21 protein-coding genes are annotated in these 26,712 nt (G+C 64.0%); 4 read left to right on the top strand and 17 right to left on the bottom strand.

Annotated elements, in window-relative coordinates:
• Positions 1–325: 325 nt before the first annotated feature.
• The gene (locus tag BLS99_RS00300; RefSeq protein WP_245712115.1) at positions 326–769 is read right to left on the bottom strand and encodes a GNAT family N-acetyltransferase; all 444 of its coding nucleotides are present in this window, start codon (positions 767–769) and stop codon (positions 326–328) included.
• Between the two features lie 244 nt (positions 770–1,013).
• Here BLS99_RS00300 and BLS99_RS27250 point away from each other — a divergent pair, with 244 nt between their 5' ends.
• Positions 1,014–1,142 (top strand): hypothetical protein, encoded by a 129-nt coding sequence (locus BLS99_RS27250; RefSeq protein WP_281243491.1) that lies wholly within the window; start codon positions 1,014–1,016, stop codon positions 1,140–1,142.
• A gap of 411 nt (positions 1,143–1,553) precedes the next feature.
• Complete coding sequence (locus BLS99_RS25465) at positions 1,554–2,486, top strand: hypothetical protein (protein WP_143034625.1); 933 nt, start codon at positions 1,554–1,556, stop codon at positions 2,484–2,486.
• Between the two features lie 1,768 nt (positions 2,487–4,254).
• Here the strand turns inward: BLS99_RS25465 and BLS99_RS00290 are convergent.
• From BLS99_RS00290 to BLS99_RS00230, 13 genes are all read right to left on the bottom strand, one after another.
• Positions 4,255–6,324, bottom strand: coding sequence for an NACHT domain-containing protein (locus BLS99_RS00290; RefSeq protein WP_143034624.1), 2,070 nt, complete (start codon positions 6,322–6,324; stop codon positions 4,255–4,257).
• Positions 6,325–6,584: 260 nt separating this feature from the next.
• The gene (locus tag BLS99_RS00285; protein ID WP_091041585.1) at positions 6,585–6,914 is read right to left on the bottom strand and encodes a thioredoxin domain-containing protein; all 330 of its coding nucleotides are present in this window, start codon (positions 6,912–6,914) and stop codon (positions 6,585–6,587) included.
• Between the two features lie 3 nt (positions 6,915–6,917).
• Positions 6,918–7,253: a hypothetical protein gene (locus BLS99_RS00280; protein WP_091041582.1), complete on the bottom strand. Its 336-nt coding sequence runs from the start codon at positions 7,251–7,253 to the stop codon at positions 6,918–6,920.
• Positions 7,250–7,984 (bottom strand): hypothetical protein, encoded by a 735-nt coding sequence (locus tag BLS99_RS00275; RefSeq protein WP_091041579.1) that lies wholly within the window; start codon positions 7,982–7,984, stop codon positions 7,250–7,252. Before BLS99_RS00275 ends, BLS99_RS00280 begins: the two co-directional genes overlap by 4 nt.
• A 3-nt stretch (positions 7,985–7,987) precedes the next feature.
• Positions 7,988–8,998 carry a GH-E family nuclease gene (locus BLS99_RS00270; protein WP_091041576.1) on the bottom strand — a complete coding sequence of 337 codons (1,011 nt, stop codon included), beginning with the start codon at positions 8,996–8,998 and terminating at the stop codon, positions 7,988–7,990.
• Positions 8,999–9,001: 3 nt separating this feature from the next.
• Positions 9,002–9,703 (bottom strand): hypothetical protein, encoded by a 702-nt coding sequence (locus BLS99_RS00265; RefSeq protein ID WP_091041574.1) that lies wholly within the window; start codon positions 9,701–9,703, stop codon positions 9,002–9,004.
• The gene (locus tag BLS99_RS00260; RefSeq protein ID WP_091041570.1) at positions 9,700–10,023 is read right to left on the bottom strand and encodes a WXG100 family type VII secretion target; all 324 of its coding nucleotides are present in this window, start codon (positions 10,021–10,023) and stop codon (positions 9,700–9,702) included. The genes BLS99_RS00265 and BLS99_RS00260 overlap by 4 nt, the downstream gene beginning before the upstream one ends.
• Before the next feature lie 2 nt (positions 10,024–10,025).
• Positions 10,026–10,415, bottom strand: coding sequence for a YbaB/EbfC family nucleoid-associated protein (locus tag BLS99_RS00255; RefSeq protein ID WP_091041569.1), 390 nt, complete (start codon positions 10,413–10,415; stop codon positions 10,026–10,028).
• 1,438 nt (positions 10,416–11,853) lie between these two features.
• On the bottom strand, positions 11,854–12,213 hold the full coding sequence (locus BLS99_RS00250) for a COG3415 family protein (RefSeq protein ID WP_091041566.1): 360 nt from the start codon (positions 12,211–12,213) through the stop codon (positions 11,854–11,856).
• Positions 12,214–12,604: 391 nt separating this feature from the next.
• Complete coding sequence (locus tag BLS99_RS00245) at positions 12,605–13,882, bottom strand: hypothetical protein (protein WP_091041562.1); 1,278 nt, start codon at positions 13,880–13,882, stop codon at positions 12,605–12,607.
• A 189-nt stretch (positions 13,883–14,071) separates the two neighbouring features.
• A complete protein-coding gene (locus tag BLS99_RS25920; protein WP_176953140.1) occupies positions 14,072–14,212 on the bottom strand; it encodes a hypothetical protein in 141 nt (46 codons plus the stop codon).
• Positions 14,205–14,906, bottom strand: coding sequence for a hypothetical protein (locus BLS99_RS00240; RefSeq protein ID WP_091041558.1), 702 nt, complete (start codon positions 14,904–14,906; stop codon positions 14,205–14,207). The genes BLS99_RS25920 and BLS99_RS00240 overlap by 8 nt, the downstream gene beginning before the upstream one ends.
• A gap of 672 nt (positions 14,907–15,578) precedes the next feature.
• Positions 15,579–15,917 (bottom strand): hypothetical protein, encoded by a 339-nt coding sequence (locus BLS99_RS00230; RefSeq protein ID WP_091041551.1) that lies wholly within the window; start codon positions 15,915–15,917, stop codon positions 15,579–15,581.
• Between the two features lie 665 nt (positions 15,918–16,582).
• On the opposite strand from BLS99_RS00230, the gene BLS99_RS00225 reads away from it, so the two are divergent.
• Entirely contained in the window at positions 16,583–17,854 is a 1,272-nt protein-coding gene (locus tag BLS99_RS00225; RefSeq protein ID WP_091041548.1) for a hypothetical protein, read from the top strand.
• 728 nt (positions 17,855–18,582) lie between these two features.
• Here the strand turns inward: BLS99_RS00225 and BLS99_RS00220 are convergent.
• The 3 genes from BLS99_RS00220 to BLS99_RS00210 form a co-directional block, all read right to left on the bottom strand.
• Positions 18,583–21,042, bottom strand: coding sequence for a hypothetical protein (locus BLS99_RS00220; protein ID WP_143034623.1), 2,460 nt, complete (start codon positions 21,040–21,042; stop codon positions 18,583–18,585).
• A 24-nt stretch (positions 21,043–21,066) separates the two neighbouring features.
• Positions 21,067–22,095 (bottom strand): hypothetical protein, encoded by a 1,029-nt coding sequence (locus BLS99_RS00215; RefSeq protein WP_091041542.1) that lies wholly within the window; start codon positions 22,093–22,095, stop codon positions 21,067–21,069.
• Between the two features lie 135 nt (positions 22,096–22,230).
• The gene (locus BLS99_RS00210; RefSeq protein WP_091041540.1) at positions 22,231–23,439 is read right to left on the bottom strand and encodes an RNA-binding domain-containing protein; all 1,209 of its coding nucleotides are present in this window, start codon (positions 23,437–23,439) and stop codon (positions 22,231–22,233) included.
• Positions 23,440–23,606: 167 nt separating this feature from the next.
• On the opposite strand from BLS99_RS00210, the gene BLS99_RS25460 reads away from it, so the two are divergent.
• Complete coding sequence (locus BLS99_RS25460) at positions 23,607–26,699, top strand: hypothetical protein (protein WP_143034622.1); 3,093 nt, start codon at positions 23,607–23,609, stop codon at positions 26,697–26,699.
• Positions 26,700–26,712 lie beyond the last annotated feature (13 nt).

Here is a 26,712-nt window from a genome sequence, read left to right as displayed (position 1 = left end):
GTTGAGATCCGGTGACAGGTCTCCGGGTCGAACCAGGCGGGTACGAGAGGAGTCCGCGAGGGGCGAAGCGACCGTTCCGGCGGCCATCGCGACGCTCCCGAAGTGCGCGACGAGGTCGGCTCTGGTGACGCCCTCGCCGGGGAACAGGATCCGATCGTGGTGCGGGATCATGACACGGCGCTCGCCCACCTCCACCCACGCCGCTGCCGCTGACGCCATTGCGACCGTCCGTCCGTGCCCGAGACGGTATGCGCCGGATCTGGCATGCTGACCAGGTTGAGGAAAATCCGCACCGCCACTTGCATGACCGTGGCCGGGATCGGAGTCACGGTTCGAGTGTGCGCCGGTAGACGATTGAGTCCCGTCGTTCGAATCCGGCCTTCTCGTACAGGCGGTTCGCCGCTTCGCGGGAAGGCCGTGAGGTCAGGTCGACGGTGCGGCACAGTTGTTCGGCCGCGATCGCGACTGCTCGGTCGGTCAGCGCCCGCGCGACGCCGAGGCCGCGTGCGGCCGCGTCAACCACGACGTCCTCGATGCGGGCGCGAAAGCCGGTCAGCAGCGGCAGCGTCGCCAGTGTCAGTGTGCCGACGATCCGGCCATCGAGGCGGGCGAGGAGGACAGTGGTCGCTTCGTGGTCGATGAGGCGAGCGACGGCGACCTGGTCGATGGCCTTCGCGCTCGTCGACAATTGCGGAATGAGGCGCGCGAGCGCCTCGACCTCCTGCTCGGTCGCCGAGGTGAGCGTTTCAATGGTGAGCGTGCCCGTCACACTTTCCTCCCGCATGGATTCGGATGCTTGCGTATACCGTCCTCGCAGCCTAGGCGAGCAGTTCATGGAGTACGACCGCCGCGGCACCGTTTGGCGCTGAGCCCTCCGGCCTCGAAGCGGCCCGTCCAGACCGCCCGCCGAACATCAGCCTTGTGGAAGCCCGATCGTACGATCGCGACTGCAAGGACCCCGGCTGCGGCCTCGACGAATGTGGATGAACGGCAGCGGAAACCAAGGAGCCTCGATGTCCCGATCCGGCGATATCAACACACCCGTCGCACTGCTCGCCCTTGCGTTCGTCGTCATCGCCTTCACGGTGATGGCCTACCGCGCGGGCGGCGGGTCGCGGCGGCGCCGCAAGCGCGACCGATGACGTGTCGCTCGCAGGGATGCGGGCGGCACGCGGGAAGGGCCAGAGCATCGCCTGGCCGTATCGGTTCGACTGGGCCGCTTGCCATCGCGGCCGAACCGCCATCGCACGGCGCACCGCAGACCCTCGGTCCGCGAACGCCGTCTAGGCGCGGGGGATGTCCTTGCCGGTGCTCGCGGAAGCTAGGTCCAGGATTGTCCAGCGGACCTTGACTCCTCGGAGTCGCTCAAAACCGGCGCAGCACTCCGAACAGCAAGCGGGACAATATGTTCAGCTCGTCCAACCAAACCAGATCTTGGCGTGTTCCGCACACGGACTGATTTCGTCGTACGATGTTGACTTCATCCCTATTCAGGTCCAGGTAGATCCCCTAGGTCGTATAATGCACCGTTTTCTCCGGATTGAGAGTATCCGATGCTTGCAGATGCGCCGGAACCGGTTCAACCCCTCATACCTGACTTTGTCAACACTCTCCTTTTGGTGTTGGAAGGCTTCGGGTTCCCCATCGCAATTCTCGTCCTTATTGCGACAATATTTGGTATTGAATCTTGGTATTCTAACGGCAAAAGAGTATACAAGTTCGCGCGCAAAATACACAAGCTCACGGGAAGGCTCACAGGAGCAGTAGCTGACAATCAATGGGCTTCACTTTCGGTGGCCGCCATCTCAACCTTTGGCGCCATCGTGGCACTTAGCTTGCTACTATTGGCTTCCTATTCGTCATTGTTTTTTGTCGTAGGAATGTTTGATGCAGGGGAACGAGCTGAGCTGAAGCTTCTTGGATCACATCCTCTGGCGATGATCGACTTGTGGGTTCTGGCGCAGATATTGGATTTTAGCTGGATCATACTACTTTTTGCGATTCTCATGACCGCTACCTCACTTGTGTCTGTATTTGTGAGTCAAGAAAGAACGTGGCACTTCATGTTCTTTTTTCCGCTCATAGGGATCATGCTTGTCAGTGAGTGGATATTCATTATTGGGCTGGTCATCAACCTCATGCTTAATGTTATTCTGCTGTTGCTGGGACAAGCGGGCACTTGGGGAGTTCTCAAGTTTCTTGTTACAACTGGCATAATTCCCTTGGGTATATTCTCTGCTGTTTACATGGTGGTAGCGACGATTTCACAATTCAGCTTGGCATCGGCTGTGAGGTATTGGTCAATTGCGCTCTCCTCGGTCCCGCGCAGTCGATCCAGGCTCATTGAATTACCCGATTCATCGAGTCTTCTTCATTTAAGAATGCCGTACACTCTGGGCGGGTGCGGCCGCGAAGTTGTCAAGAGGGCAACGAGTGCAAGTGCGCTGATGCGTGTGCTTTATATCGAGTGCCCTCTCGGTCGATAGTGCCGAGGTCGATGCGCTCACAGCGATCGCGGCCGAGTGCTCCGAGACCGTGGTGACCGCCCCACCGGCATGAGCCGCCATCGCGCACGGGTGGACGGGGTTCGCTCGGCGGGTGCGAGCCTGGGCCTAAAGCCTGTCCCGTATTTCGTGGGGAGGCGCTAGACCGTATAAGCAAGCGCATTCGCTATGATGGGTGGCGAGTTCACTTTCCCAATTCCAGGGGTAGAGAAGATATCCGCCGAGAACCTCCTGCACGTGCTCACAGGCCCAACGCTCTTCGTAGCATTCAACTTCCCAACTGGGGCCGATCAAAATAGTAAAATCCTTCTCTAGATCGGTCCATTGGCGAGCGAAATGTTCAGCATGTTCTAGCACGAGAGGCCATGGATCATCGAAATCGGATCCCCAGTACGTGTACGTCCAATCACATCCGCCGTCGTTGTATTCCGGACATTCATAGCCCGAGTCGTTTATGGCTTGGTCGAGCTGGTCCGTCCTCAGTCTCAAGTCCGCTCGAGCCATTGCCTTGGGTCTCGGCCGCAGTATTGGTTGGCGTTTCGCCATAACCGCTAGAACTTGTGGAACTGGACTCCATTCCTGGGGAATAGGTAGGTGAATCAGTGCTACCATCGCTCCCTTCATTCTGATTTGATGAAGGATTCAGAAACAATCCCACGATTGTAACCAGCAGGCTCAACACGGCTACAATTACTCCCCATTTCATCCAAGTCGAATCTTTTGAGGTCGAATTCTGATCATTCATTCCTTTGCCTAGTCTGCGGAGCTACGCCTTCAAATGTAAGGATAAGGCTGATTAAGTGATCAGGGATCTCTCCGATTACCACTAATTCAATCGTTGACGCTTCACTGATTGATTGACCCACGTTCGCCAACTGGGCTCGGTTGCAAACAACAGGGTCGCGAGTTGATAACAGTACAATTCGATCTCAGCCCGCTAAAGGCTGTCCCGCTATTCGGCGAGAGATGGTTTGTAGCTTGGGCGGGGTTGGGATCGTCGAGGTGCGGCATCGCCCGCTTATCCCCTACCTCTAACCTGACTTGCGGGCCGCGCCAGCGGGGCCGAGGGGGAGTCCGGTGCGAGGTACAGCGGGAGCCGGCCGCGACCGTCGCGGTGCTCGAACCGGTCCCAGCCCAACGCCTCCCAGAACCCGGCCGCACCCTGGACACTGACGGCCGCGAGGCGTGTCCCCGGGTGAAGGAACCTGAGATGGTCAACGGTCGCGCGCCCGATACCCCGGCCCCAATATCCGGAGGCGACCTCGAGCAACTGCAACCGGACCACCGGCCGATCCGGCTCCGGCACGCCGGGCCAGGGACCGAGCGGCACCGTGCGGAGGTCGAGGTGCGCCCGCGCGACCTCCAAGTCACCGGCGAGGACGGAGAAGAACTCGTCAGCCCCGGGCATGAAGGGGTGCAGGTGCAGCTCCTACCAGCCCAATGTGAAGCGGGCGTCCAGGGCGTAGAGCGGCCAGTCCCGCCGTCGTACCAGGTCCCCGCACATGCACGCAGCCTACGGCGCCCCTCCGACATCACCCGCCACTTCAGTGCAACAGGCTGGCTCGCCCCCAGGTGCGGTCGACCTGGTGCTGCACGGCCCGCACGCCGTCGGCCCCGAGGCTCAACCGCTCGAGTTCGGCGGTGTCGCTCATGCAGGTAAATAGGCATGCGCTACAGAAACGCAAGTCCGCCTGAGAAGCGGAAGGTCGCCGGGCCTGATGTCACGAATCCTGGTGGAGATTGATCATGCTCAGTCTTCGGAGCGGGGCCTGTCAGCTGGCTCGCTCAGGTAGGTCTGGAGTGCTTCGTGGCGGAATTCGTAGGTCGCTCCCACTTGGCGCAGGACGCCGCGGTCGTGTGCGCCCTCAAGGAATGCCAGGAAGCGCCAAGGCAGTTTGCGGCCGTTGGGGAAGGCAAGAGAAATATGACAGAGGCGATAAGCAGTTGAGGCAATTCCGGACACCAACTTTACTACAAGCCCGAGGAGCAGTCCGGGACCCATTTCCACCGCCAGCCGGGGAGTCAGTCCGGTCTGTTCCCTGATAACCCACCAAATCGACAGCCAGAACGCCAGCCCGACCGCCAGCCCGAGCAGATTGCTCGCTTTCCGTTCGCTTACGAAAACCTCTCTTGAGGTGAGCATCTGCAGCTGGACGGAACTGATCGATTGCCAAAGGCCGGTCATCAGCCCGGACAGCGGCCCGACCACCAGCCCGACCAACAGCCCGACCCCCTGCCCGACCAACAGCCCGACCCCCAGCCCAGCCACCAGCCCGGTAACCAGCCCGGCCACCACTCCGTCGCGAAGCTGCCTTCGGCCGAAGGCAATAGTCGTTGGTCGAAGGACTGGACGGTCCTTCGCCATCCGCCCAAACATCAGGCCGAGCGGCAGCCCGAGTGCCAGCCCGAATGCCAGCCCGGACCCCAGCCCGAACGCCAGCCCGAACCCCAGCCCGAACCCCAGCCCGAACGCTAGTCCCCCCGTCAGCCCGAACCCCAGCCCGGTCATCAGACCGACCATCAACCCTATCGCCACAGACATCTTCCTGGAACTCCACGATCGGGGCAGTTCCCACCAAGCGAATGTCGAGGCGCCTGTTTTTTGCAAGTGTGTGGCGATGAAGCGGAGGTAGCGCTCAGCCTGTTCGGCGCTCGATGCTGACCGATCCGACGACACCTCCTCGCTGTTGGTGCTTTGTCCGTGTGTGTCATAGACCGCGGGAAGGTAGTGCGCGACTAGGTGCTGTTCAACTGCGCTCCGACTTTCGAGGCCCGCGAGGATTGCTGAGTCTGGTTGCTGGTGCCGGTAGACCTCGCGGCACAGGAAGACCATCAGCGGTGTGGAGAGCGCCTGGGCGACCGGACTGTTAGCGCGGCCAAGCTTGTCGAACACGGCAGTCCAATGGTCGGGATCGTGGCCCTTTTCGAGGTAGGTGCGCGCTTGTACCGGGCTGACCGGTCGCAGGGCCACGGTTGACCAGCCTTCGACGTGGAGGCCGCTGGCGGCGTGAGCGCCGGTGAACTCGTCGGGCCGGGAGGTCACCACGATCGGTGCCGCGCTTGAGTCCAGCGCGTGCTGGAGGCCCGTAAACGCGGCCGGGCGTGCAGGCGCAGGGATCTCGTCGAACCCGTCGATGACCAGCATGATGTCCCCGCCACGTGCCAGGTAGGCGGTGAGGTCGACGCCGTCAGGGCTGCGTGGTCGCTTCAACCGGAACTGGTCGGCGAGCTGCTGCGCGGTCCATTCGAGCAGGGGCACTGCAGGGTCCCAGCCGCCGACGTGCAAGAGGAGGGGGACGGGAACGGTGGTGTCACCTGGGCTGCGGAGCTCGAGGAGCTGGTGTGTGAGCAGCAGCGCCGTTGCCGACTTGCCGGCGCCTTTCGCCCCCAGAATGACTGTCAGGTGCGGGCGGTGGACGAGCCAGTCCTCGCCGATGGACGCGATGTCCCCGGTGACCTTCGGCGTCGCCTTGCCAGGGACCGTGCTGGTGTCGACCTGCCATTCGACTTGGATGTAGTCCGAGCCGGTGAGTTTGAGCGTCCGCTTCTCGTTCGCGGCGGCCTTGTGCATGAGGACGGCGAGTGATTCGAGCTGCTCTTCAGGGGAAGATCTAGGACGTGTGCCGCTGGTGGCCTTGAATGGCGTCACTGCGGCGACGACGAGTGCGAGTACGGCGGTGCCGAGGGTCACTGCGTCGAACAGGTCGCGGCGCCCGGGTTCTCGGGCGAGCCACCAAGCGAGCGCTGCGGTCGCGACGATGAGGGAACCGAAGACGATGACGGTGCGGGCACGCGACCATGCGCCGGGGGGTGACGGCATCCTCACATCTTAGAAGATCACCGTCGGGTGCCCGGTACCTACATTGTGAGCATGCTCGGGGCGAACTGCCTTAGTGGGATTTTCCTGGGCGTAGCGGGGTGCAGCCAGGTGCCGGGGCGGGCTTCGCCCGCCCAAGTTTCGCCAAAGTTGTGTTCCTGGCGCTGGGTTCGCGCTGCGATGCTGGTCAGAGAGGCTTTGTGGCTGACCTGCGACCCGCCTGCTAAGCGGGCGTGGCTTCCACCATGGGTGGTGCTCTTGGGTTACACGGTAGGGGGTTCGAGGTAGTCGTTCATTGCCTGCCACAGGGCTTTGGGGGAGCGGACGCCGCGCAGGACCTGCTGCATGACGCCGTCTTGGAAGAGGATCTGGATGGGCAGGGTCTCGCCCACGCCCCACTCGGCGGTGGTCTCGGGGCTCTGCTCGACGTCGAGGACGCCGATCTGCATGCGGGTGCCGGTGAGGTCGTCGAACTCGGTGAGTTGGCGTCCGAACACCTGGCTGCTGAGGTCGGTGCCGGTTCCGAAGACCAGGAGGCGCAGGCGGGGGCCGGCGAGGAATTCGGCGACGGTCGCGTCGTTGAGGTATCGCATCGGTCAGCCCTGGATCAGCTCGTAGTGGGTGTCGCGCTTCCATTCGGCGGCGGTCTTCCAGCGGTTGTCGCCGGCGAGGTAGCTCAGAAACGCCCCGATCACCGTCTCGCGGGTCTGGGCCGGTGCGCTGTAGTGCAGGGCCGGAGTGCCGTCGCGGAAGTCGAGGGTGAAGGTCTCGGTCTCGGGGAAGTAGATCGTGGAGATGTAGGTCTGCGGGGCGCTGCCGAGGATCGCGATGAGCTTGTCGACGCGGCCCAGCGATTCGAGCAGGTCGACGACCTGGTCCTGGTCTGCGTGCTCGGTTTCGAGGTCGAAGTCGGAGCGCAGGAACACGGTCACCGCCCTTCCGTGGTGAACGCCTGGATCCGGTCGGTGGCCGCGTCGAGATCGAGGCGGGCGCCGTCCCAGGTGAGGCCCTTGCCGCGCTGGTATTCGAGTGCGGCCGTGTCGCCGAGCCAGTTGGTCACCGACAGCCATCCGGTGTCGGCCTCGGCGATCAGCCGCAGGGTCGAGGCCGCGTCGTCCAGGTCGGTGCTGAACGGCTTGGAGTGTTCGACCGGGGACTCGTTCGTGCGCTGGAACCCGTAGGCCAGCTTCAAGAAGGGGTTCGGCCGCCGCGACCAGTCGCTGGGGCGGATCTCGCGGCGGTAGCGGCGGTTGGCGAGGCTCTCGGACTCGGTTCCGGCGACCTCGCACTGCCAGCCGGGGAAGAGCCCGTAGATGCGGGAGTCGAGGTGGGCGATGTCGGTGGGGGCGAGGTCGGCGGCGGCGGGCAGGACCGCGATGGCGCTGTCGAAGCGGTAATGGCGCAGTGACAGGCCGGGGACGGCCACCATCGGCGCTGCGAACGCCAGCCGCGCCATGTTCGCCTGGGCAAACCGCACGAACGCGCCCACGTCGTCCCAGTCGGTCTCCGGTTTCACGTTGACCTGGAACAGCGCCTGGCCGTCCGGGCGAGCGAGGTAGATCAGGCGCGCGAACGGGTTCGGTTCGGTGCTGACCCAGGCGTGGGCGACCCCGGGGAATTCCTCCAGCGGCATCTGCGAGCGGAACTCGGCGACGACGTCCATGCGCTATCTCGTTCCCTTCGGCGTGTAGTTCCCGTTCGGCGGCCCTTCGGGCGCGCGGTCCTTGTAGCGGTGCTTCTCGCCGTCATCGGCGTCCCCGGACTTCGAGGAGTTGTCCTTCGAGCCCATCGGCTCTAGGTTCTCGGGCTTGTTGTACCAGGTCTCCCGGTCTTCCCAGGAGGCCCGGTAGCCCTCTTCCTTCCAGTATTTCACCACCGGCGTCTTGTGGTCGTAGGTGAGGTTGGTGACGGTCTTCCCCTCGGAGTTCTCCCGGTAGTAGGGGATCTTGTTGCCCTCGGGGTCGCGCCAGGTGAGCCGGTCGCGATCGACCGGCTTGCCCGTCGCGCGGTCGACCGGGATGCCGTCTCGGACCTCGTAGTCGACTTTGGGGCTGTCGGGCTTGGGATGGCCGGCGTTGAACGTCCCGGTGGTCCCGTCCGGCTGCCTGCCCTGGTCGGTGTAGCCGCGGACCATCGCGTCGTGGGCCTCTTGGTTGAACTTGCCGGGGAAGTACTTCTCGCGGTCGGAGGTGTAGGGCTTGTCCGGGTCGCGGACCGGGTAGCCGTTCTCATCGTGGAGGACGTCCGGAGCGTCGGGGTCCTCGTTGTTCTTGCGGATCCCCCAGCCCGGCGGGAACTCCGCGTCCGGGGGGAACTTCCCGTTCTCGTCCTTCTGCGAGTAGAGCGCCCTGACGGAGTCCTTGTCGTTGCGGTCGGCGACCACGTTGCCGTCGTCGTCGCGACGCGGCCCGCCCTGGTCGTCGGGGTCGTCGGCGCGGGGGTCGGCAGGGTCGGAGCCGTCGGTGCTGGACTGGTCGGGGTCGAGCTTGGTGGCGTTGTCCTCGGCCTTCTGCTGGATGTCGGCGGTGCTGGAGCTCTCGCCGCCGCCGCGGGGCCGCTTGGCCGGGCGCGCGGAGTCGCCGTCGTTCCCGTTCCCGTTGCCGGGCTTGCGCTTGCCGAGCGCGGCGATGACGCCGAGGACGACCAGCACCTTGAGGGTCTGCTTGAACGCGCCCATCGCCTACCCCCGCACCAGGGTCAGCAGGTCTTGCAAGCTGTTGACCAGCGCGTCGACCAGGCCGGTGATGATCCCGAGCCACCGCACCACGGCGGCGGCGATCTGGGAGGCGATGACGGGGATGGTGACCACGAAGATCGCCTCCACCGCCCACACGATGACGCGGGCGACCAGGTCGGCGATCAGGTCGCGGACGGTGTCGCGGACGGCCTGCACCAGACTGCTGGCCGCGGTGGTCGCCGCGGCGAGGGTCTCGGCGGCGCCCGCCAGCCCGAACGCCGCCTCGACGCCGAAGAGGATCTTCTGCCGGTAGGCATCGGCGGCGTCGTCGTCCCATTCGGTCAGGTCCGCTTGGACGGCGGCGTCGATCTGCTCGCCGATCTGCGCCATCGCACCGGCCACGTTCGTCCAGGTGGCGGCGTGGGAGGTGACGACGTCGGGTTTGCCGGCCAGGGCGTCGAGGATCTCCCGCAGCGGCTCGAAGTACTCCATGGCCCAGCCGATCCCCGCTGACAGGAGCGACCCGATCGGGTCCATGACCATGGACGCGCCGCTCAGCGCCGCGCCGGTGACGGCCAGGCCGCCGCTGATCCAGTTCCCCGACTCGATCGCCGTGACCACGCCTTTGGCGTCTTCGATCGGCCAGAACCCGGTGGTGGCGGTGCGAGTGGACTTGACGTCGGCGACGAGGGGGTTGTCGCTCATGGGGTGGCGCTCCCGGGTATGTCGGATCCGATGCGCTTCATGCTGGTGGCGGTGTCGTCATCGGTCGACTCGTAGTTGTCGGCGACTTCGCGCAGTGCCGCGGCGATCTTGCCGAGGTTCGTCTGCAGCAGCTCGGTGATGTCCTGCTGCTTCTGCTGACGCTCCTCGAGGATCGGCGGGATCCACTGGCACAGCAGGCCGTACGCTTCGCCGTCCTGGACGATGTGGTCGCCGGCGCCGATCACGTCGCCGAAGGCATCGGCGAGGCCGTCGAGGTGCTGGGCGTGGTCGCGCAGCTGCTGCGGGTCGACGTTCGGCATCCTCAGGCCCCGCTCTCGAAGCGGCGCATCACGACCTGGCCGGTCGAGGAGTCGGCGCCGATGGTCTGCTCGACGGCGGCGCGCGTCTGGTCGGCCAGGTTCGCGCGAGCGGCTTTGATCGTGTCCATGATGGTGGTGCTCAGCCAGTCCGGCTGGCGCCCGCGGATCCGCTCGGTCAACTGAAGGTCGACGACACTCCCGCTCGAATCGACAGTGACGGTCACCACTCGCGAAGCATCCGAAGCCCTCCCGGTGACGGTCTCCAACGTCTGGGCGAGCCGGCGGGTCGACTCGACGCGCTCCTGTGCGCTCTCCTGCAGCGTCCGCAACCGCTCACGGACCGCCTCGATATCCAAACCGTCTGCAGCGAACGGGTTGTCAAGTGAGGGCATCGAGCAGACCTCCCAGACTAGATGGATGCACCTGGAAGAACCCGAGGATAATTTACGTATGCAACTGGGCGACAGTCAGTTACGAAAAGTGATAACGGCGCCAGTGTGCCCGGGCCTCGTTCAGACCACCTCCACATCCCTGGAAAGCAGGAGACTTGTCGGAGTCGAAGCCGTACGTCTTCGGAACACCTCCACGTCCGTGTAGAGCAGGGCGGCACCATGTCTCAGTCCCAGCGCGCCTACGGAACACCTCCACGTCCATGGAGAGCAGGCCGAACGCTACGGCGCCCGGTTCTTCGGCGACGGAACACCTCCACGTACGTGGAGAGCAGACGATAGCCGACTGGCCGCGCTGCTTCCAGGTCGGAACACCTCCACGGACGTGGAGGTGTTCCGTCGCCGATGCTGCCGAAGGTGTCCTCGAACCACTGATCTCCACGGACGTGGAGGTGTTTTCGCTCGAAACCATCGAGGTGGCGTGGAGGCAACGCTGCTCTCCACGGAGGTGGAGGTGTACCGACGCTCGACGCCACCGGGCCGAGACACGCACTAAGTCGACCACACCGATATGGAGAGGCCACCAAGCGAGCTGAGATTGGCGAAAGCCAACGTTGCAGGGCTGCCTTGAGGCCAGACGAGTGTTGAGGAGGGTTGCAGGCAGACTGCGCGTTCAATGCGCTCAGCGGTGGTCGTGGTCGATGCGGGCCCAGCCGGTCCAGCCACGCCGGCGCAGGAGTCCGATCAGCCGCCTGGCTGAGCGCGGAGTCGAACGCGAGTGCGTCGAGTGGCCGCGCCAGCGGCGATTCGATGCCGCCACCGATCAAATGCGACGCTTGACCGGCCCCCAGATGTTCGATGCAGTTACCGATCCGGTCGGCGATCTCGACCAGTCTCGGGTCGTCCTCGGTGTAGTCGAGCGCCTGTCCGAGAATCCGATAGCACTCCAGGAGCGGCCCGTCACTGAGCTGTCTGCGCTTGTCCAGCGCCCACATCCGGGCGCTGTCGGGCGCGTGCGCGGCCAGCATGATTCAGCCGTCGTGTTCAATCCGGACGATCCGCTCGTCCACTTCGAGTTCGCGCAGCCGCTCAAGGAGTTCGGCGACCTAGGCCGGCAGGGCCAGGGCGTCTCCGGCGCTCAGCCTTGCGATCCGCTCCCGGTGCTGCTGCCTGACACGAATCTCCTCGCGCAGGCGCGTGTCAATCTCAGAGACCGCGGCGGCGAACTCCTCGGGAGTGGCATTCAGCAGCACCCGGACCCGCGCGAGCGGTACCCCGGCGGCGGTGAGCGTCCTGATCGCCGATGTGTACCGGAACCAGGCCGGGAACTGGCACGCTCACCTCCTCAGGGTGGCGTGAAGCAATCGAGGTGGGAGAAGTCGCCTTGGTTGGGTCAGGGATGTATGTGCCATTCCGGGCCAGCGGAGGCGGGAGTCAAACCCTACAGAGTCGTGTGCTCGCGAAGGATGCGTTTGATGGTGCTGAGGCTGACGCTGTAGGTGTGGGCGAGTTCAGTCTTGGTGTTGCCGCCCGTGGCGTACGTGGAGGCGATGGCGTCGCGTTGGTCTTGTGTCAGGCGGTTGGCGTTGGCCTGGGGTGGGTTGGAGGATCCGCGAACGAGCCGTTTGACCGATGTAATGCTGATGCGGTACTTGGCGGCGAGTGCCTTCTGGGTGGTGCCGGCGTTGAAGGCGGCGATCAGTTCGGTCTGGTCGGTGGGGGAGAGGCGTGTGGTGAGCGTTCGCTCAGGTGCTGGCGGGTAGGCGACCGGGGGCTGGTCGTCGGGGGAGTCGGGGGTCACGGGCCCGGTTGCGGGGCCGCGGGCGGGCCACGGGCCTGATAGGCGTTTGAGAAGGCCGTCTAGCTGGGGGTATAGGTTCAAATAAGCGCGACTTAGGCCGACAACTATATAGGTGAGCATGAATATGATTCATATTCATTGTGCGACAAGGGAACTCGTGTGAGATAGACTCATCTCGCGCAAGTTCCCTTGTCTTGCTTTCCGCAGGATTGCTTGGTGTGCAACAGGATCGGATTCGGTGTAAGAGAGCCCGTTAGGTCCTCGGACCGTTCGTTCCACGGGCGGTGACACCACTTCGACCGGACCTAGTGCGCGAACCCTGGTCACGTCGTCCGCCAACTTGTAGGTGCTTCGTCGTGAACGATTCGGCCGGACCAATACCGTACGAAGATCATTCGTGCTCAAGGAGTGCTGTGAGGTTGTGGCGGAGGTAGTCGGAGGCGGCCCCCCATACGCTTTGTCGCCGGATGCCGTCGCCGAGGAGCAGGGTGATGGTCCCTTCAGCGGGTGTCCGGGGTGTGCGTTTCAGTTCGATGACCTGGTACGCGGTGACGCTGTATTCGTTGAGTGAGCGGAGCCGGCGAAGTGCCTGCACGTGTTCCTCATGCTCAGGTCCGCTCACGGGCGGGGTGAGTCCGAGCTGGTGCACGGTGAACGGATCGATATGGGGTCTGAGGACCTCGTGGATGATCGGGAGCAGGGTCAGCGCGATGTTGTCCAGATCCATGCCGCGGATCGAGGGCGTGACCAGCAACGTGACCGTGACCGGTACCAGCAGCGGTCGGAACAGGGGCCACTGGTCGAGAAACGAGGCAAGAGCGGCCCGTGCTAGCTGCCCGTAGCGTTTCCATTCGCCGGATGCCAGGGCGAAGCCGGGCAGCGGGAGACCGAAGGGCAGGGTCAGGAGCAGGGGTCGGTATATCTCGCTGAGCGATGCAGCGTGCTCGGTGTGAGCTTCAAATCCGCCGGCAGGCAACTCGCGGGTCCCGGCGATGTCATTGGGGCATGCGCACAGGTACGACAGCAGGTAGGCGTTGGTGGCGGCCAGGTGGGCTTCCTGGGCGCGCAGCAGGCTCCAGTGCTGGTCGAAGCGGGCCAGCCCTGCGAGGGATTCGGCCTCTTCCGGCGGAAATCCGTCCTGCGGCGGCCAGGGCATGGGGTCCTCGTCGAAGTCCTCGACTGGGATGTGAAACGGGCTGGTGTCGTCTTCGTAGGGCCACCGGTCGAGGTGTGAGCGGATCTCGTCGGCGACTCGGAGGTCCTCGGCGACGTCGCGGATAGGGCGTGCGATCACGTGCGTGCCTGCGGGTTTCGGTGCCGTATCGGGGCTGGGGTTCCATGCCTGGTCGAGGGTGACGTGGAGCAGCTTGACTTGCCGGTCGTCGCGGTAGACGACGCTTTGGCGCCCGAGGTCCTTGGGGTTGATCGCCGGACCGAGGACGTCGAGGAGGTGTTTCGCCAGGTGGTGGATCGACGGTGGATTGCGTTCGCTGCAGGTGAAGTCCACATCGAGGGCGACCGCTCCGGTCATGGATCTGCGCCCGGCGCTGCGCATCGCAGTGACTGCGTTGCGCTGGAACTCGATGGCACGGTGCCGGCCCGCTCGCTGCTTCTTTGTCGCTGGTTCGCTTTCGTCGGCGAGGTGCACTTCCCGCAGTAGCCGCTGCATGGACTGGTGGGTCCATCCCAGAGGGCCGTCCAAGTACGAGTCAGCGTCAGGTGAGCGCATGCAGTCAGTCTCCCAAACGTGGAAACGCTGACGCTGTCGTGGCGCTGGCCGGCACGGGCTGGCACTACGTCCGGCAGGTGCTGAGCCGACGCGCCTCGCCGGGAGAGCTTGTCGCGCCTAGAGGTTGCCTCAGCTGCCGTTGAACATGAGATACAGGTGGGGCGTGCGGTCGGCAAGTTCGGCGAGGACAGGGATCTCATCGGGCGTTTCAAGCTCGTCGACGGAGCAGCCATCGCTCGCCAGGCGCTTCATCAATGGTCGGTCAACCACGAACCTGAAAGTACGCGAACACCGCCCCGATCACCCCGGCAACGCTGCCGACGATCGTCCAGAACAACGTCGTCCTGGCGCCCGCGCTTCTTTTGGTTTCAGAAGCGTGCATGTTCACCGAATCAGCGGTCTGGACTTGTTGCGCGGGCCCGTAGAAGTGACTGATGTATTGGACTACCGGCAGCTCATCACGGCGCTGATCCGTTGCGGACGCGATGAGGTGTGGTTCAGTCGGGGCAGGGGCAGGGGCAGGGGCAGGGGCAGGGGCAGGGGCAGGGGCGCTCTCGATGTTTTTCGTTGCGGCATCGAACAGGTCGTGGAGGAGGTCGCGGCGAGCTTGGTAGGAGTTCTTGGCGCCCTGCCGGAGCCACCATTCCTTCCAGCTTGCATGGTCGCGGAACGGAAGTGAGAAGCCCTGTCCTACGCGTGCCATAACTTGGTTCAGCGTGCGGATGGCCAGCCTCATTTGAGTGTCGGACAGGCGCGGGTCCTTGCCGGTTCCGGATCGGGTCAGATCGTCACGGACCAGGTTGAGGAGCGCGACTGCCACGTCCGGATCGGTGTGCTCAGGATCAGGTGCCTTGCCGAGTGAAGAGAGAAAACCGATGTTGAGCGTCTCGACCGTCCTTGAGGGACCGCCCCAGACGTCCTCCTCGAGGACAAGGTCGAAGAAGTCATCACTGGAAATAGTCACTTCCCAACGTTACCCATCTGAAGGAGGCCCCAGGTACCGGCAACCCCGCCCCGAACCACCTGCTGACACATGTGGAGACGGCGGCGGTCTTCGGGTACCGCACGATGGCGGTGTACAGGGATGGCCGCCGGCCCTGCCGCGGTGGCGATGACGGCTGCTCGGTCCTTCGCGTCGAATGCCCGTTGTTCGGCGTCGGTGAGGGGCTCGCCGGTATAGCTCGACCAGTCGAGGTCCCGCGACATGAGGATCGTCCAGACCACGAACGGCAATGCCACGGTGGCGGCACCGATGATGCAGGCGTGCAAGGTGACTAGGGGGCGAGAGGCGCCGGGCGCCGGGGGTACTCATGTTCCCGAGTCTTCATGGCCTGTCAAATATGGATTCGGGAGAAACGGGCGCTGTTTGTCGTCACTCGACAAGTGCCCGGGTTGATCTGAGCGATTTGCTGGGATATTTGCTCGGTTTCGGCCGACGATGATTGTGAGCAGGGCGGCTTCAGTGGCGGCCCCCGCGGATGGTCGACGCCGCGTGTGTCTATTCGGAGCTGAGTGCTTTCGTTGGAAGGGGCGTGAGTTCGGCTCAATCGATGCGGAAGCCGTCGAGGAACGGGGTCAGGTAGCGACGGTACAGGTCATGCGCTCTCGCGGGTGGTTAGAGGATCGCTGACAGCGCCTACTGGATGGAAATGACGATGACCGCAATGTCGACTAGTTCAGATCCTGTCAGATCGACGCGCGGCAGCTTATCCTGCCCCTGAGGCAGTTCCTCACCGCCGAATAGGCGGTGCTGGCAAAACTCGGCGTGGATCCGTCCGTTGGTGCAGTGCTCGCTGAGGCCCGCCAGCGGATCACACGCGCGCTCCTGGGAATCAAGCGTTTGCGCGACGCGCTGATGCACTTCGAAGACTGGACACGTGGGAAGGGGCACGGTCCCCAGAAGCAGCCGCGAGTCGAAGTCGGCGTCTATGCCGTCCGGTGTGACACCCTCCAGGTCCTGGCTGCCCTCGCTCACTCGCAATCGCCACAGCGCCAGCCCGGTTCAGCGGCACAGGACAGCCCAAACCGTCGCGACAATTCCAATGCGGCCAAGTGTGCTGGCCGTTAAGAGGCGCCACCTTGGGTGCGTACTTGGTGTGGGCCCCTGAATTTGCACGCCCAGGGGCCCACGGTGCCGTCACGGTGCCGCGGTCAACGGCTCGTTGCCGAGTGCAGCGGGTCTTCAAATGAAGGGAGGGCCATGCCCGACCCAGAAGAACGGGTTGAGCTCAAGCCACGGGCCCCATGAAGAGTCCTCCAGGTTGGCCCTGGGTTCTTCTCGTCGCCATCCTTTGCGCTTCAACGGTAGCCATTGTGGCGTTGAGGGAAGGGGCAGAAGGGGTAGCAGTTGCCCTCGTTGGAGGGATCATGGGCGGCGCTGGGGCTTGGCTTCTCCGGTTCCACAAGTAAGACAGCGGTGTCCGGCTCGATCCGAGCCGGACACCGCTGTCTCGATCTCCAAGCAATTTCGCTGCCGAACCTGACCGGCCCGATCCCCCCTGAGAGGAACGGTACCGATTCAGTATCAGTGCATGGCCGAGCGTGGCAGCTGAGGACTGGGCATGCTCATGCCCAGAATATGAACTCCACCAGTACGTGACGGGGATCTCACCTGCGGGCCCGTTGCGGTATGAAGGACGAATGACCCCACCGGCCGTCGTGGACGGCATCCTCCTCGCCCTGCAGTCCGCCGGGATCACGATTGTGGCAATCGTGCTCGCCGCATTCGCCTGGTTTAGCCTCCTCCTCCTGCACGAACTGGTCGTGCACCCGGTGCGAGAGCGCAGCTCCGAGCGAGGACTGGCACGAGGACTCTTTGACTGGGCCGAAGACCGCTGGAGCCGCTGGAGATCCGGGACCACCCCGGGGCTCGGTTCCGTCGCGAGCCGCATCGTAGGAACAGCCGCGTTCGCCTACATGTGGGGTCTGGCACTGTACCTGCTTTATCGCCTCGTGCATGCACGCGTTGCTCCAGCGCTCACCGGTGACGATGCTCCTATGGCGGTGGTTGTGGCATTGATGATCGTGTGGACTGCCGGACCCTGGCAGTTCGTCCGTGGGGATCGCGCACTTCCCTACCCGGCCTCCTCGATGGCACCTCCTACCAGCTACCTCGCCGCCAGTCCTGGGTACGACCTCCCGAGTCAAGAGCGACACTGGATGGTCGCGCTGCTGAACCTGCTCCGTGAGTGCCGCATCCTCATCTTCGCCTTCGCGTTCCTGTGCCTTCCCAAGATTGCAGAGCTTTTCGCCGCAACGGACGCCGATGACAGCCCCAGCGATGTCACTGGATGGGTGTTCGCGGTGTCGGTCGCCGTAACCGCGCTTCTGATGGTCAAGGGAGCCAAGGCAGTCATGTTCCGGGCCTGGCTATTCGAGCAGATCGATATGCTCCTGGCCGCGCACCATCCAGAGGCACTGCCGAGATCGCCGAAGGGGGCGCGCAAGAAGCCGGAGATTGGGCCTCCGCTACAGCGTATTGAACGTGGACTCGATCGGCTTGCGTTCCGCGCGGCAACGAACAAGGGATGGTACGGCCGGGTTCTACAGGGATTCGGCGACCGCATCAACGTGTACCGGCAGCTCCCAGAGCGCACCGACACACGGGTTCTCGACGAGGCCGGCATTGCGCTGCTCGAACGCGCGGGGGCCGTCATCGCGAACTCCTCTGATTACCGCGCCGTGATCGCACTCGCGGCTCCCGTCGGCGTCATCGATGCGGACGAGCAGGCGGTGCGCATCGACCGGATCCCCGACCCGCCCTCCTGGATCGCGAGAACGGCCGCCCGCGCCGAACGAGGCTGGAAGGTAGTCACTGTCTTCATGATGATCGCGGCAGCGCTCCTAGGCCTCATAGGTGCCGCGACCGGGAGTGTCTCCTGGCAGGCGTTCCTAGACAGGTGGTCCCCGTGAAGACGCTCGACCGGTTCGCAAGGGCCAACAGTCGGACCTTTCGCTTTCGGAGAACATCGGCCGGAGATGCCCCGGGCATGGTGCGGGGTTGCAAAGGGGACGAGGCCACAGCAGTGAATCGCTCAGGAGATCGCGATCCTCTGCCGTGACGGGGAGTTGTAGGCGGTCAGGGTCCAGTTCGCTGTTATTGCTGAAGTACCCTCGAGATCAGGCACGTGGAAGCCTGAAGACTTCGTCTGCGACTTAACAGGGTTCACTACGCGGGCCACATCGTGTTCAAAGTGCCCCGTCGCGCCCGCCACAGCCGAAGCCGCGGATACGCTGACTGGCTTGCCACACGAGCTTTAGTTTGCCGAGCCCGAAGAGTTCGACTGGGAACAGATGCGCAACAAGCTCGTGCAGCGCTGTGTCGCACTCCAGGCACAGCGGGAATTGCCATCAGCTCCTTCGAAAAACAGGAGCATCCGACCCGCTCACAGCGGCGGCACGCGGCTTGCGGTGCTGGCACCGACTACCACTTGTACGCGAACGCAACGAGTGGGACAGCTCGGTCCGCTTCGGCCCGGTTCACCAACGCGGTCCTCATCTTCGGCGTCCCGAAGTCCAGACATGGTCCATCCAAGTCCACGAGGTGATGTCGGGCTTCGCGGGTATTTCCTGCCGGAGAGGCGGGGATCCGGAGCGCGGGACCTCGGCCAGGTGCTCGGAATCCTGCCCTGGGCCGTTCGCTACTCCTGGTCGAGTTCATTTCGGGCCCGTTCGACTTGGGTGTTGAGGTTCACGTATCCCTCGCGGCCGAGGTAGTCCATGAGCTCCTCAGCGGCCTCGGCGGCGTCCCCGCCTATGGACAGCGCACGCACGATCACGGCAGGCGCGTGCTCGACCAGGTCGTGACGGAGCCAGGAGGCCGTCGTGCGCCGAACCAGCCGATTGAGCACCGACACTACTGCCCTGGGGTCCGACTTCGAGGCCTCCGCCAGGTCCTCGCCCAAGTAGGTGAAGCCCTCGACGTCGATGTGCTCTGCGAGGTCGCCGAGCCTGGGCAGCCACCATTCGACGGGGAATAGGCCGGAGTGGACCCAGGTGTGGAACTCGCTGAGCTCGGCAACGTCTTCGGCATGGTCGCCCACGGCGTCGGCTCGGCGGTCCCAGAGTTCTCGTGCCCGTGTGATTACCTCGGCCGGGACGCTATCGGCGTTTCCGAGCAGGCGTCCGCTCGACCCGAGCACGGATGCGCGAATCGCGATCGGGGTCTTGTCGAAGAACTCGTCCATTAGAGGGCGGGCGAGGGTCTCCGCTCGGTTGAGGGTCATGAACACGAGGCTGAGCCCGATGCGCTTGATTACCGATTCCTGGTTGGTCCAGTTCCAGTCGAATTCCTCCCCGTCGGCTGCTCGGGTGAGGAATTCGGAGAGCTTCGGCGTCAGCACATCGAAGAATCCGTCGATCCGGGAATGGTAGAGCAGTGCGATCGACGCGACGATGTCGCCGTACCAGTCCGCTGAGAGCAGGTCGGGTGTCCGCGCCGCGACCCAATCTGGCGCGACCCATTGAAGTCGGCCGAGTGCGGCCCCGAGTGCGGCCGCGATCGGAGGGGAGAAGTAGCGGGTCGGCGTCAGCAGCGTATCGAGCGTTTCGCAGACTCGGTCGACGTACACATCGGTCTGCTGGAGAGCATTCGATTTCGCGTGCACGAGCAGGTGAACGGCGGCGGTGACGGCTGCGGGCTGGAATGAGTTGAGTGCGCTGACCAGCGGATCGCTCCGGATCTCGACGGCCGACGAGGGGGAGTCCGGCGCGGGTCCGACGGGACGGATGTAGCGTATTGCGAATTCGAGGGCCGGTTCGAGATGCTCTGCCGAGAACCCGGAGTCGCGTCTGCTGAGGGCCTTCTCGATGGCGTGCAGTGCCGTCACGACCTGGTAGGGCCACCGGAGCTCGCCATGGATCGTCGGTTCCGGCACTGGTCCAGGAAGTTCGAGGAGTGCCGCAAGGAGCGGGTCCCAGGCGATGGGGACATTGGCGTCCAGTGCGCTTCTGATGCCGTCGAGGAACCGTGTCGCGAAGACTTCCGGCAGTTGCAACGCCGTCTCCGCGAGCCGTGAGAACTCCAGCGCTCGCTCCGCTACAGCGGTGGCGAACGCCTTCCCCATGTCAAACTCAGCGGCGCCCATGATGTCGTCGCCGGAAGAGGTCCATTCGTCAGCGAGCTCGATCGCGGCGGAGGGGGTGAGCTCGCGGAACTTCGGGACGAGGTCCTCGGAGGCGCCGCCCGACCATGTGACGCGAACTCCCTCGGGTGACGGGTCCATGGGTGCTTCGAGGCGGTCCGCGAGCGTGGCCAACAGATCGGCGGTTCGACCTCGCAGAGACTCGGAGCCGATGGTTCCAAGGCGGTCGAGCTGCCAGCGTTCCACGTAATTCGTCCAGACCTGGGCCTCGGTCTCGCCTGCGCCGAGGTGCTCCTGAATATTCCGCCGCCGCTCCGGCGTATCGAGGGGACCGGACAGGATCAGTGCTTCCCACTCCTGGTACTCGTTCTCGCCGAGCAGCGGGAGCACCGCCCGGGCGAGTTCGAAGTACTCTCGCGGTGTCGTGTGGCCGTCCAGCGGCGCCCGGTCGAGCAGGCACCTCCATGCGGCCGGTAGCGCAGCCTCGGGAAACTCGGTCGCCGCGACAGCGAAGACGTGCCGCTCGATCCGCTTCAGTAGCGGATGCCCGCCCCGTTCGAGATGCTCCGTAACCGCCTCTGCGGTCTCCCGATCCTGGATCACCGTGATGCAGACGTCCCGAACGGCATCCACCAGGTACCCGATGATCTCGTTGCGGCTGGACCCGGTCGATGCCGCTCCGATCGACGGACGGTCCAGGTAGCTCAGATCGTACGGACCGGTATCGGTGTCGGAGTCGAGTGCGTTCTCGAGCCATGCCACTACCGTGGGCAGCAGGCGCTTGTGGCCGTTCAACCCGGTGAGGAAGTGGCCGAGCGCCTTCCCATACCAGTGCGAACCGATCCCGGCCGCGGCGCGACGACGCGCAGCGCCTTCTTGCGGGGGCCGAGGTCGGAGCAACGCGTTGCCGAGCTGCAGCGCGGTCTTGTGATGCCCGTCGAGCGCGAGGCTCTCCGTCATTTCGGCGATGCCGAGGCCGGTAATCGGATCGAGTGAACCGCCGCAGATTCTCAGCAAGACCGGCTTCAGCTTAGCGATGTATTAGGGAGGCAGCTTCTTCCCCGCTGCAACGAGGATGCGCTGCACCTCGTGAGCGTCTGTCTTCGCGGACGTGCGGAGGAGCGCTGACGTGACCGCTTCCGGGGCTTCGGCCGCTGCCAGGATCAGATACGGGCCCGCAGGCCAGGGTGTGTAGGAGGGGACATCTTCGTCAGGCTCCTCGGGGGGCGGCGGGTCGAGTGCGCCGGCGTTGCAGAGTTTCAACGCCCACCTGGGATTCTGTAGGCCCGCGAAGAAGATGCTCCGGTGCTTGAGGTTGCCGATGCGCGAGATGACCTCGCGAAAGAGATCCTCTGAGGGCTCCGACCAGACTCCGGTGGCGTCGTCCCGCGAGTTCGCGTGGGGGAGCAGCAGGTTCAGGTCGTCGACAATGGCGAAGAAGTTCCCGATGCGGCCTTCGATGGCGGTTTCTATGACCAAGAGCTCGGGAAGCAGGGAGTCGACCTCAGTGGGCCAGTCGGCCGCTCCGCTCTGAGGATGCCGGAACTCCTCGAAGAAATCGGTCGCCGCCTTGAACGAGAGGACGGTCGGGTTGTCGAGGTCCTTCGAGTGCCCGAGGGCCACTGCACTCCGCTTAGCCTTCGCGCTCTCGCCGCCGGCATTGTACGCGTGGACGACCGGGTCGATCCGCTCGATCACGGCTGCGAGGTTCTCGACCGGCGCGTTGCCGCCGTCCTCAGCTGCCCGGACGAGCGGCTCCCGGTGGTCCCGCCAGACCAGCGCGAGCCGCCGAGCAGCGAGCTTGAGATCAGTTCCGGAGTGCGATGGAGCAGCACCGAGTACGCCGGGCAGTCGGTTGACGAGCTCTCGCAAGCAGTGCGAGGCGGTCATGAGCGCTACTGCGGACAGCGGCGATTCCCCAAGTGTATCGATCGCGCGCCGGTACAGGTCGGAGCAGATCCTGTCCCTTTGCCCCAGGACAGCGGACAGTGCGCGGCGGCGTGCGGTCCAAATGTCGGACGGCGCGCCGGGCATCGGCAGTTCCAAGTCGGTCCCGAGCATCCCGTTCACCAGTTGATCGTCCAGAGTGGGAAGTCTAGCCGGGTCCTCGGCCGGTTTCGATTCTAGGCCAGGCCAGCTGTCCAGAGCCCGGTGGCCGAAGTCGAAAGGGGCTGCTCTCCTGGAGGACCGTATCCGAGAGCTGAGTCACGATAGCGTGATTCCCCAGAAGATCGACTTTCTACTATGCTGGCTCTTCACGATCGGCACGGTGAATGACTCGGAAGCAATCCCGTTGAGGTTCATTGATGCAGCCTTCCATTGGACTGTCAGCGAGCCTGGCTTGTAAGTGATCAAGGGAAGAGGTGCTAGTTCGATGCTGCCGTGGGGGTGAATATTGAAAGGGTCGAACTCTACCTGCAGAGGTTCTCGGGATCTGACAATAAAATCGCGAAACACCAGCCCCGGCGCGTTTGGGACGGGCATCGAAGCGATCGCCAATTCGACGTCGGTTCGATTGCGAGGTGCTGGCACTTTGGGAGGCTCATCATCATCGAATTCGTCGAGGTAGTCCTCATCGAGGATGGTTGCACCGCTGGTGCTTAGGGTGATCTTCAAGTCCCTGAGCGGGGTCTCCGATGGATTCTCGATGGTCAATCGGAGCGAGGACATGGGGTTCTTGTGCGCCGACCACAGTCCCCGGATTGTGAGTGCTTCGTGAAGGTCTTCTGCATAGGAGTCAGGCAGCCGAGCGGGGTCCTTGGCGCTGGCGAGGATCCGTTTTGCTGTGGTCTTCACCCAGTCGTCGAGGTCGGTGGGGTCGGGCCACGCCTCAAGGGTTTCGGAGGCATGGACGGCAATCTGGGTGGCGGCTGGTTCGGGTTGCGAGCGTGCGGTGAGTCGATCGATGTCTTCGGGTCTGGCACTTGCCACGGTCCCTGACCGTCGCACGAGGATCGTGCCTGGAGGGAAGTTTCCGATCGCCCGGTACAGTGCATGGATCGGATCGCCATATTTTGGCGGGTCGATGATGACGACAAGCACGGTGACACCGTCGACCACGACATACTCAGGTGACCAGCCGATCCGGTGGCCGATGAACGACTGCACGCGTTCGGTCAGTCTTGCTGGATCGATCGCGTCTACACCATCGAGCTTGCCCGGTTCAACACCGATGAGCAGGTAGGCGTGGCCTTCGAACCGTTTCAGGGCATCCTTCGGCATCCGATTCGCGAAGCCGATGATCTGGCGTGCGACCTGATGGCCGATGACCTCAAGTCTCTCTAGATCGAGCGATGACTTCCACTCAACCGCGGTGTCCTCATCATGGTCGCTGGAAGCGTGAACGGCACGGACGAGCTCGATGAGTTCGGAGCTGTGCTGTGGGGCTCTTATCGGAGCGAATGCGATTGCCATGAACAGATCATAAGTACTCGTAGCCGGGTCATCGGATCGATGCCTCGCGCAGTGGACGACCGCGTGTCATCGGCTCTGCAGTAGACTCGCAGGCAGTCGAGGATTTCCTAGTCTGGTAACCGGAGATGGCGGACATAGGGAAGCCCGAAAATAGCGGAGCCAGTTGAATGGAGACGCTCGTGGTGAAGCCACCGCGCAAGCCCAAACGCCCCCGCCGGCCGCAAATAGATTCGAACTCGGCCGCCCCACCGGCCTTGAGCGAAGGCGCCGATGCCGACGCGTTGTGGATGAGTTTGCGGCAGGGCGCCCGCAATGTCGCAGGTGTGACCTGGCAGATCGCTGTCACCGCTCACCTGGCTATCGAGGCGCATGCTGGCGAGCGTGACTTCACCCGGATTGTGCCCGAGGGATACGAGGACATCGATTGCCTCACTTCCAGCGGCTCACGGGTCCTCTTGCAGGTCAAGGAGAAGGGCGCCGGAGCAGGCACCATGCCGGCCTCAGAAGTCGCCGATGTCCTGGCACACGCCGCCAAGGCCGGCAGGTACGTCGATGTGCGATCGATTGTGCTCGTCACCGATGGCGAGCTGGGGTCGGGCCTCTCCTTCACTGAATGGGATGAGACCCTGAGCACCCCCTCGACCGCGCGCGATGGGCTGATCGAACTGCTCATCAGCAGGGATATTGACCCTCAGCTCGCGAACCGGCTCGTGGCACAGACGCATCTTGTCCGTCTGCCATGGAACCTGCGAGCCTCAAGTGAGCTACTCCTGCGGACCAGTTCAGGGATCCATCCGTCGGTAGCGACCTTGGTTGTCAGCGAGCTCTATGCGCAACTTCATGCTGCCGCCGCCGAGCAGCGCTCCCGACCTCGGGCCAATGCCGTGGCTATTGCCCCTGGCGACATCGACACCTTGATCGAGCAGATTCAGTCGACCGTCGATGTCGCAGGACTCGACGCGGCGGTTGCTGCTGGAGTATGCGGATCGGCGGACTTCATTACCGACTCCGGTGTTCGGCCCGACCAGTTTTACCTCGGTGTGGATGGGGCCCCCGGCCACATTGCGGCCGACCTCGATGTTCTTCGTCCTCGCGAAATGACCCTTATGGTCGAAGCTGCCCAGGATCAACGGTGTGCGCTCGTGGTCGGGCCGTCCGGCTGCGGGAAGTCGGTTCTCCTTTGGCGTGCCGCGCGTGACGCGGTGCTTGGATCGCGGATAGTCCGGGTTCGGCGAGTCAGGAGCGACGAGGACGTGTCGCTCTTGATTCGCCATGTTCAGCTGGCGAGACCGACGGTGCAGTCGCCGGTCATCGTCGTCGCTGACAATCTTGGCCGACCGCACATGGAACACTGGCCCGACGTGGTGAGCGGGCTTCGAGAGCTGCCTGGAGTCATTCTGTTTGGCGCATGCCGCGCCGAGGATTTCCATCCACGACTGGCACGTGGTGCCGCGCAGATCGTCCGGCCCATGCTCGATGACCAGACCGCCCAGCGAATCGCACAACGATTGAATACGGCAGGACTGCCGTCGGCGATGGCTTCGGCCGAAGCCTTCCAGCGCTGCGAGGGACATCTGATGGAGTACCTTGCGCTGCTACTCAAAGGCCAGCGACTGCAGCTCATCCTGTCCGAACAGGCGGCTGGCCTCCGTGAACCAGGCCGCGAACTGCAACGCCGTGCAGCACGGTTGATCACGGGAGCTCACAGTCTCGGCTTCGCCCTCCCTGTCGAAACGATCAAGGCCGCGTTCGCGCCCAGCGTGTCAGCCGAGGATCTTAGCGACGCCCTCCGAGTCCTCCGAGGAGAGCATCTCATCGTCCTCGACGGAGACACCTGGCGTGGCCTTCACGAGCTGCGCTCTCGCACGCTCACCGAGCAGCTCCATGATGCACCGCCTCCCTCGTTCGGTGAAACGCTTGCTGAGGTGGCACGGATTGTGACCACCAGCGAAGCGAGTTGGCTACTGCGACGAACCGCGGAGCGCTTCCCGCGTTCGGCACCCTACGTAGCGGGCGCGCTCGCTGAGCACCTCCGCAGGTCGCCGAACCTGGATGCGGCGACGCTTGCCGAACTCCTCGAAGGCGCGGAGCGAGCCGACAATCTCATCTACGCCCGCGCCTGCCTGCGAGTATTCACCGCCGAGCTCCCGGAAGGCTGGTCGATTGATACCGCCGCTTCCTTTGCATATGCAATCAAGCGGCAAGGCACGCTTGCCGAGGCCAATGACGCCAATTCACGAGTCATCAGACTAGCCCTCAGCCCTCTCGTCCGAGCCATGCCGGAGCGATCTGAGGAGGTCCTGGTCGAACTGTCCTCGGCACTCAACGCCAACAACATCGCCGAACTGGCACAGAACGCTGGTCTGGTGGACGTGGTGCGGTTGCTCGAAGCACTCGCCGGCACTGTGCCCCTTGAGCAAACCCAGATCGAACAGGTGCACCGACACTTCTCGCTGCCCTCCAACCGTGCCGAGGCAGCATACTGGGCCCGCCTCACGGAAGCGCTTTTCCATCTGCTTCCCCGCGACACCGCAGCCACCGCACTCGGATCGATTGAGCATCGCGCCAACATAGTCGCAAAGGCGGAACGCTGGGCGTTCGCCATCGCGATGGAAGACGACGTTCCCCACGTTTCCATCCTCCAAGCCAGCGAGATTGAGACCATCAGTGACTCACTATCCTGGGAACCGGATGAGCATCCCAACGCAGATACGCTCGAAGCAATCGCCATAGCTCTATCCAACCGAATCGCCTCCGCCTGCCCAGACGCGCCCGCGGTAGGAGTACGCACCTACTCGCCGTCGGGCAGGCCATTCATGGCTGACGGCTACGAGCCCGCGCGGCGCCTGATTTCCTCAACGGTCAGGGCAGAACGCACCGGAGTTCGACGCAACGTCGGGTTCTGCGCCGCCCTGCGCCGGCTCGCCGCGGCCGAAACCTGGACCGAACTCCTGACCGAGGAAGCCCGCCTCGGTGCTGAACTTCTCGCACTTGCCGCTGAAGCGCCCTACCGCCTGAAGACCACCGACAACGTCCGCCGCCGCAGCGAATGGGCCACGAAGGTTGACGCAGTCCAGCGACAAGCGAACATGCTGCAACCCGAACCACCAGCCCTTGACGATGGCCTTCCCCTTCGCATGCGAAGGCAGACGCACGCGAAAGACAGCCAGATCCCACCGCGACGTCACTTGCGCACGCCACCGTTGCACTTGGCGCTATCGTCCGCGACACTCCGAGGTCGGCGCTGGCAAAAACTCTGAAGGACGCCGCCAA

Source organism: Glycomyces sambucus (genome assembly GCF_900102815.1).
Taxonomy (GTDB): Bacteria; Actinomycetota; Actinomycetes; order Mycobacteriales; family Micromonosporaceae; genus Glycomyces; species Glycomyces sambucus.
This window is presented reverse-complemented; position numbering and strand designations above follow the sequence as displayed.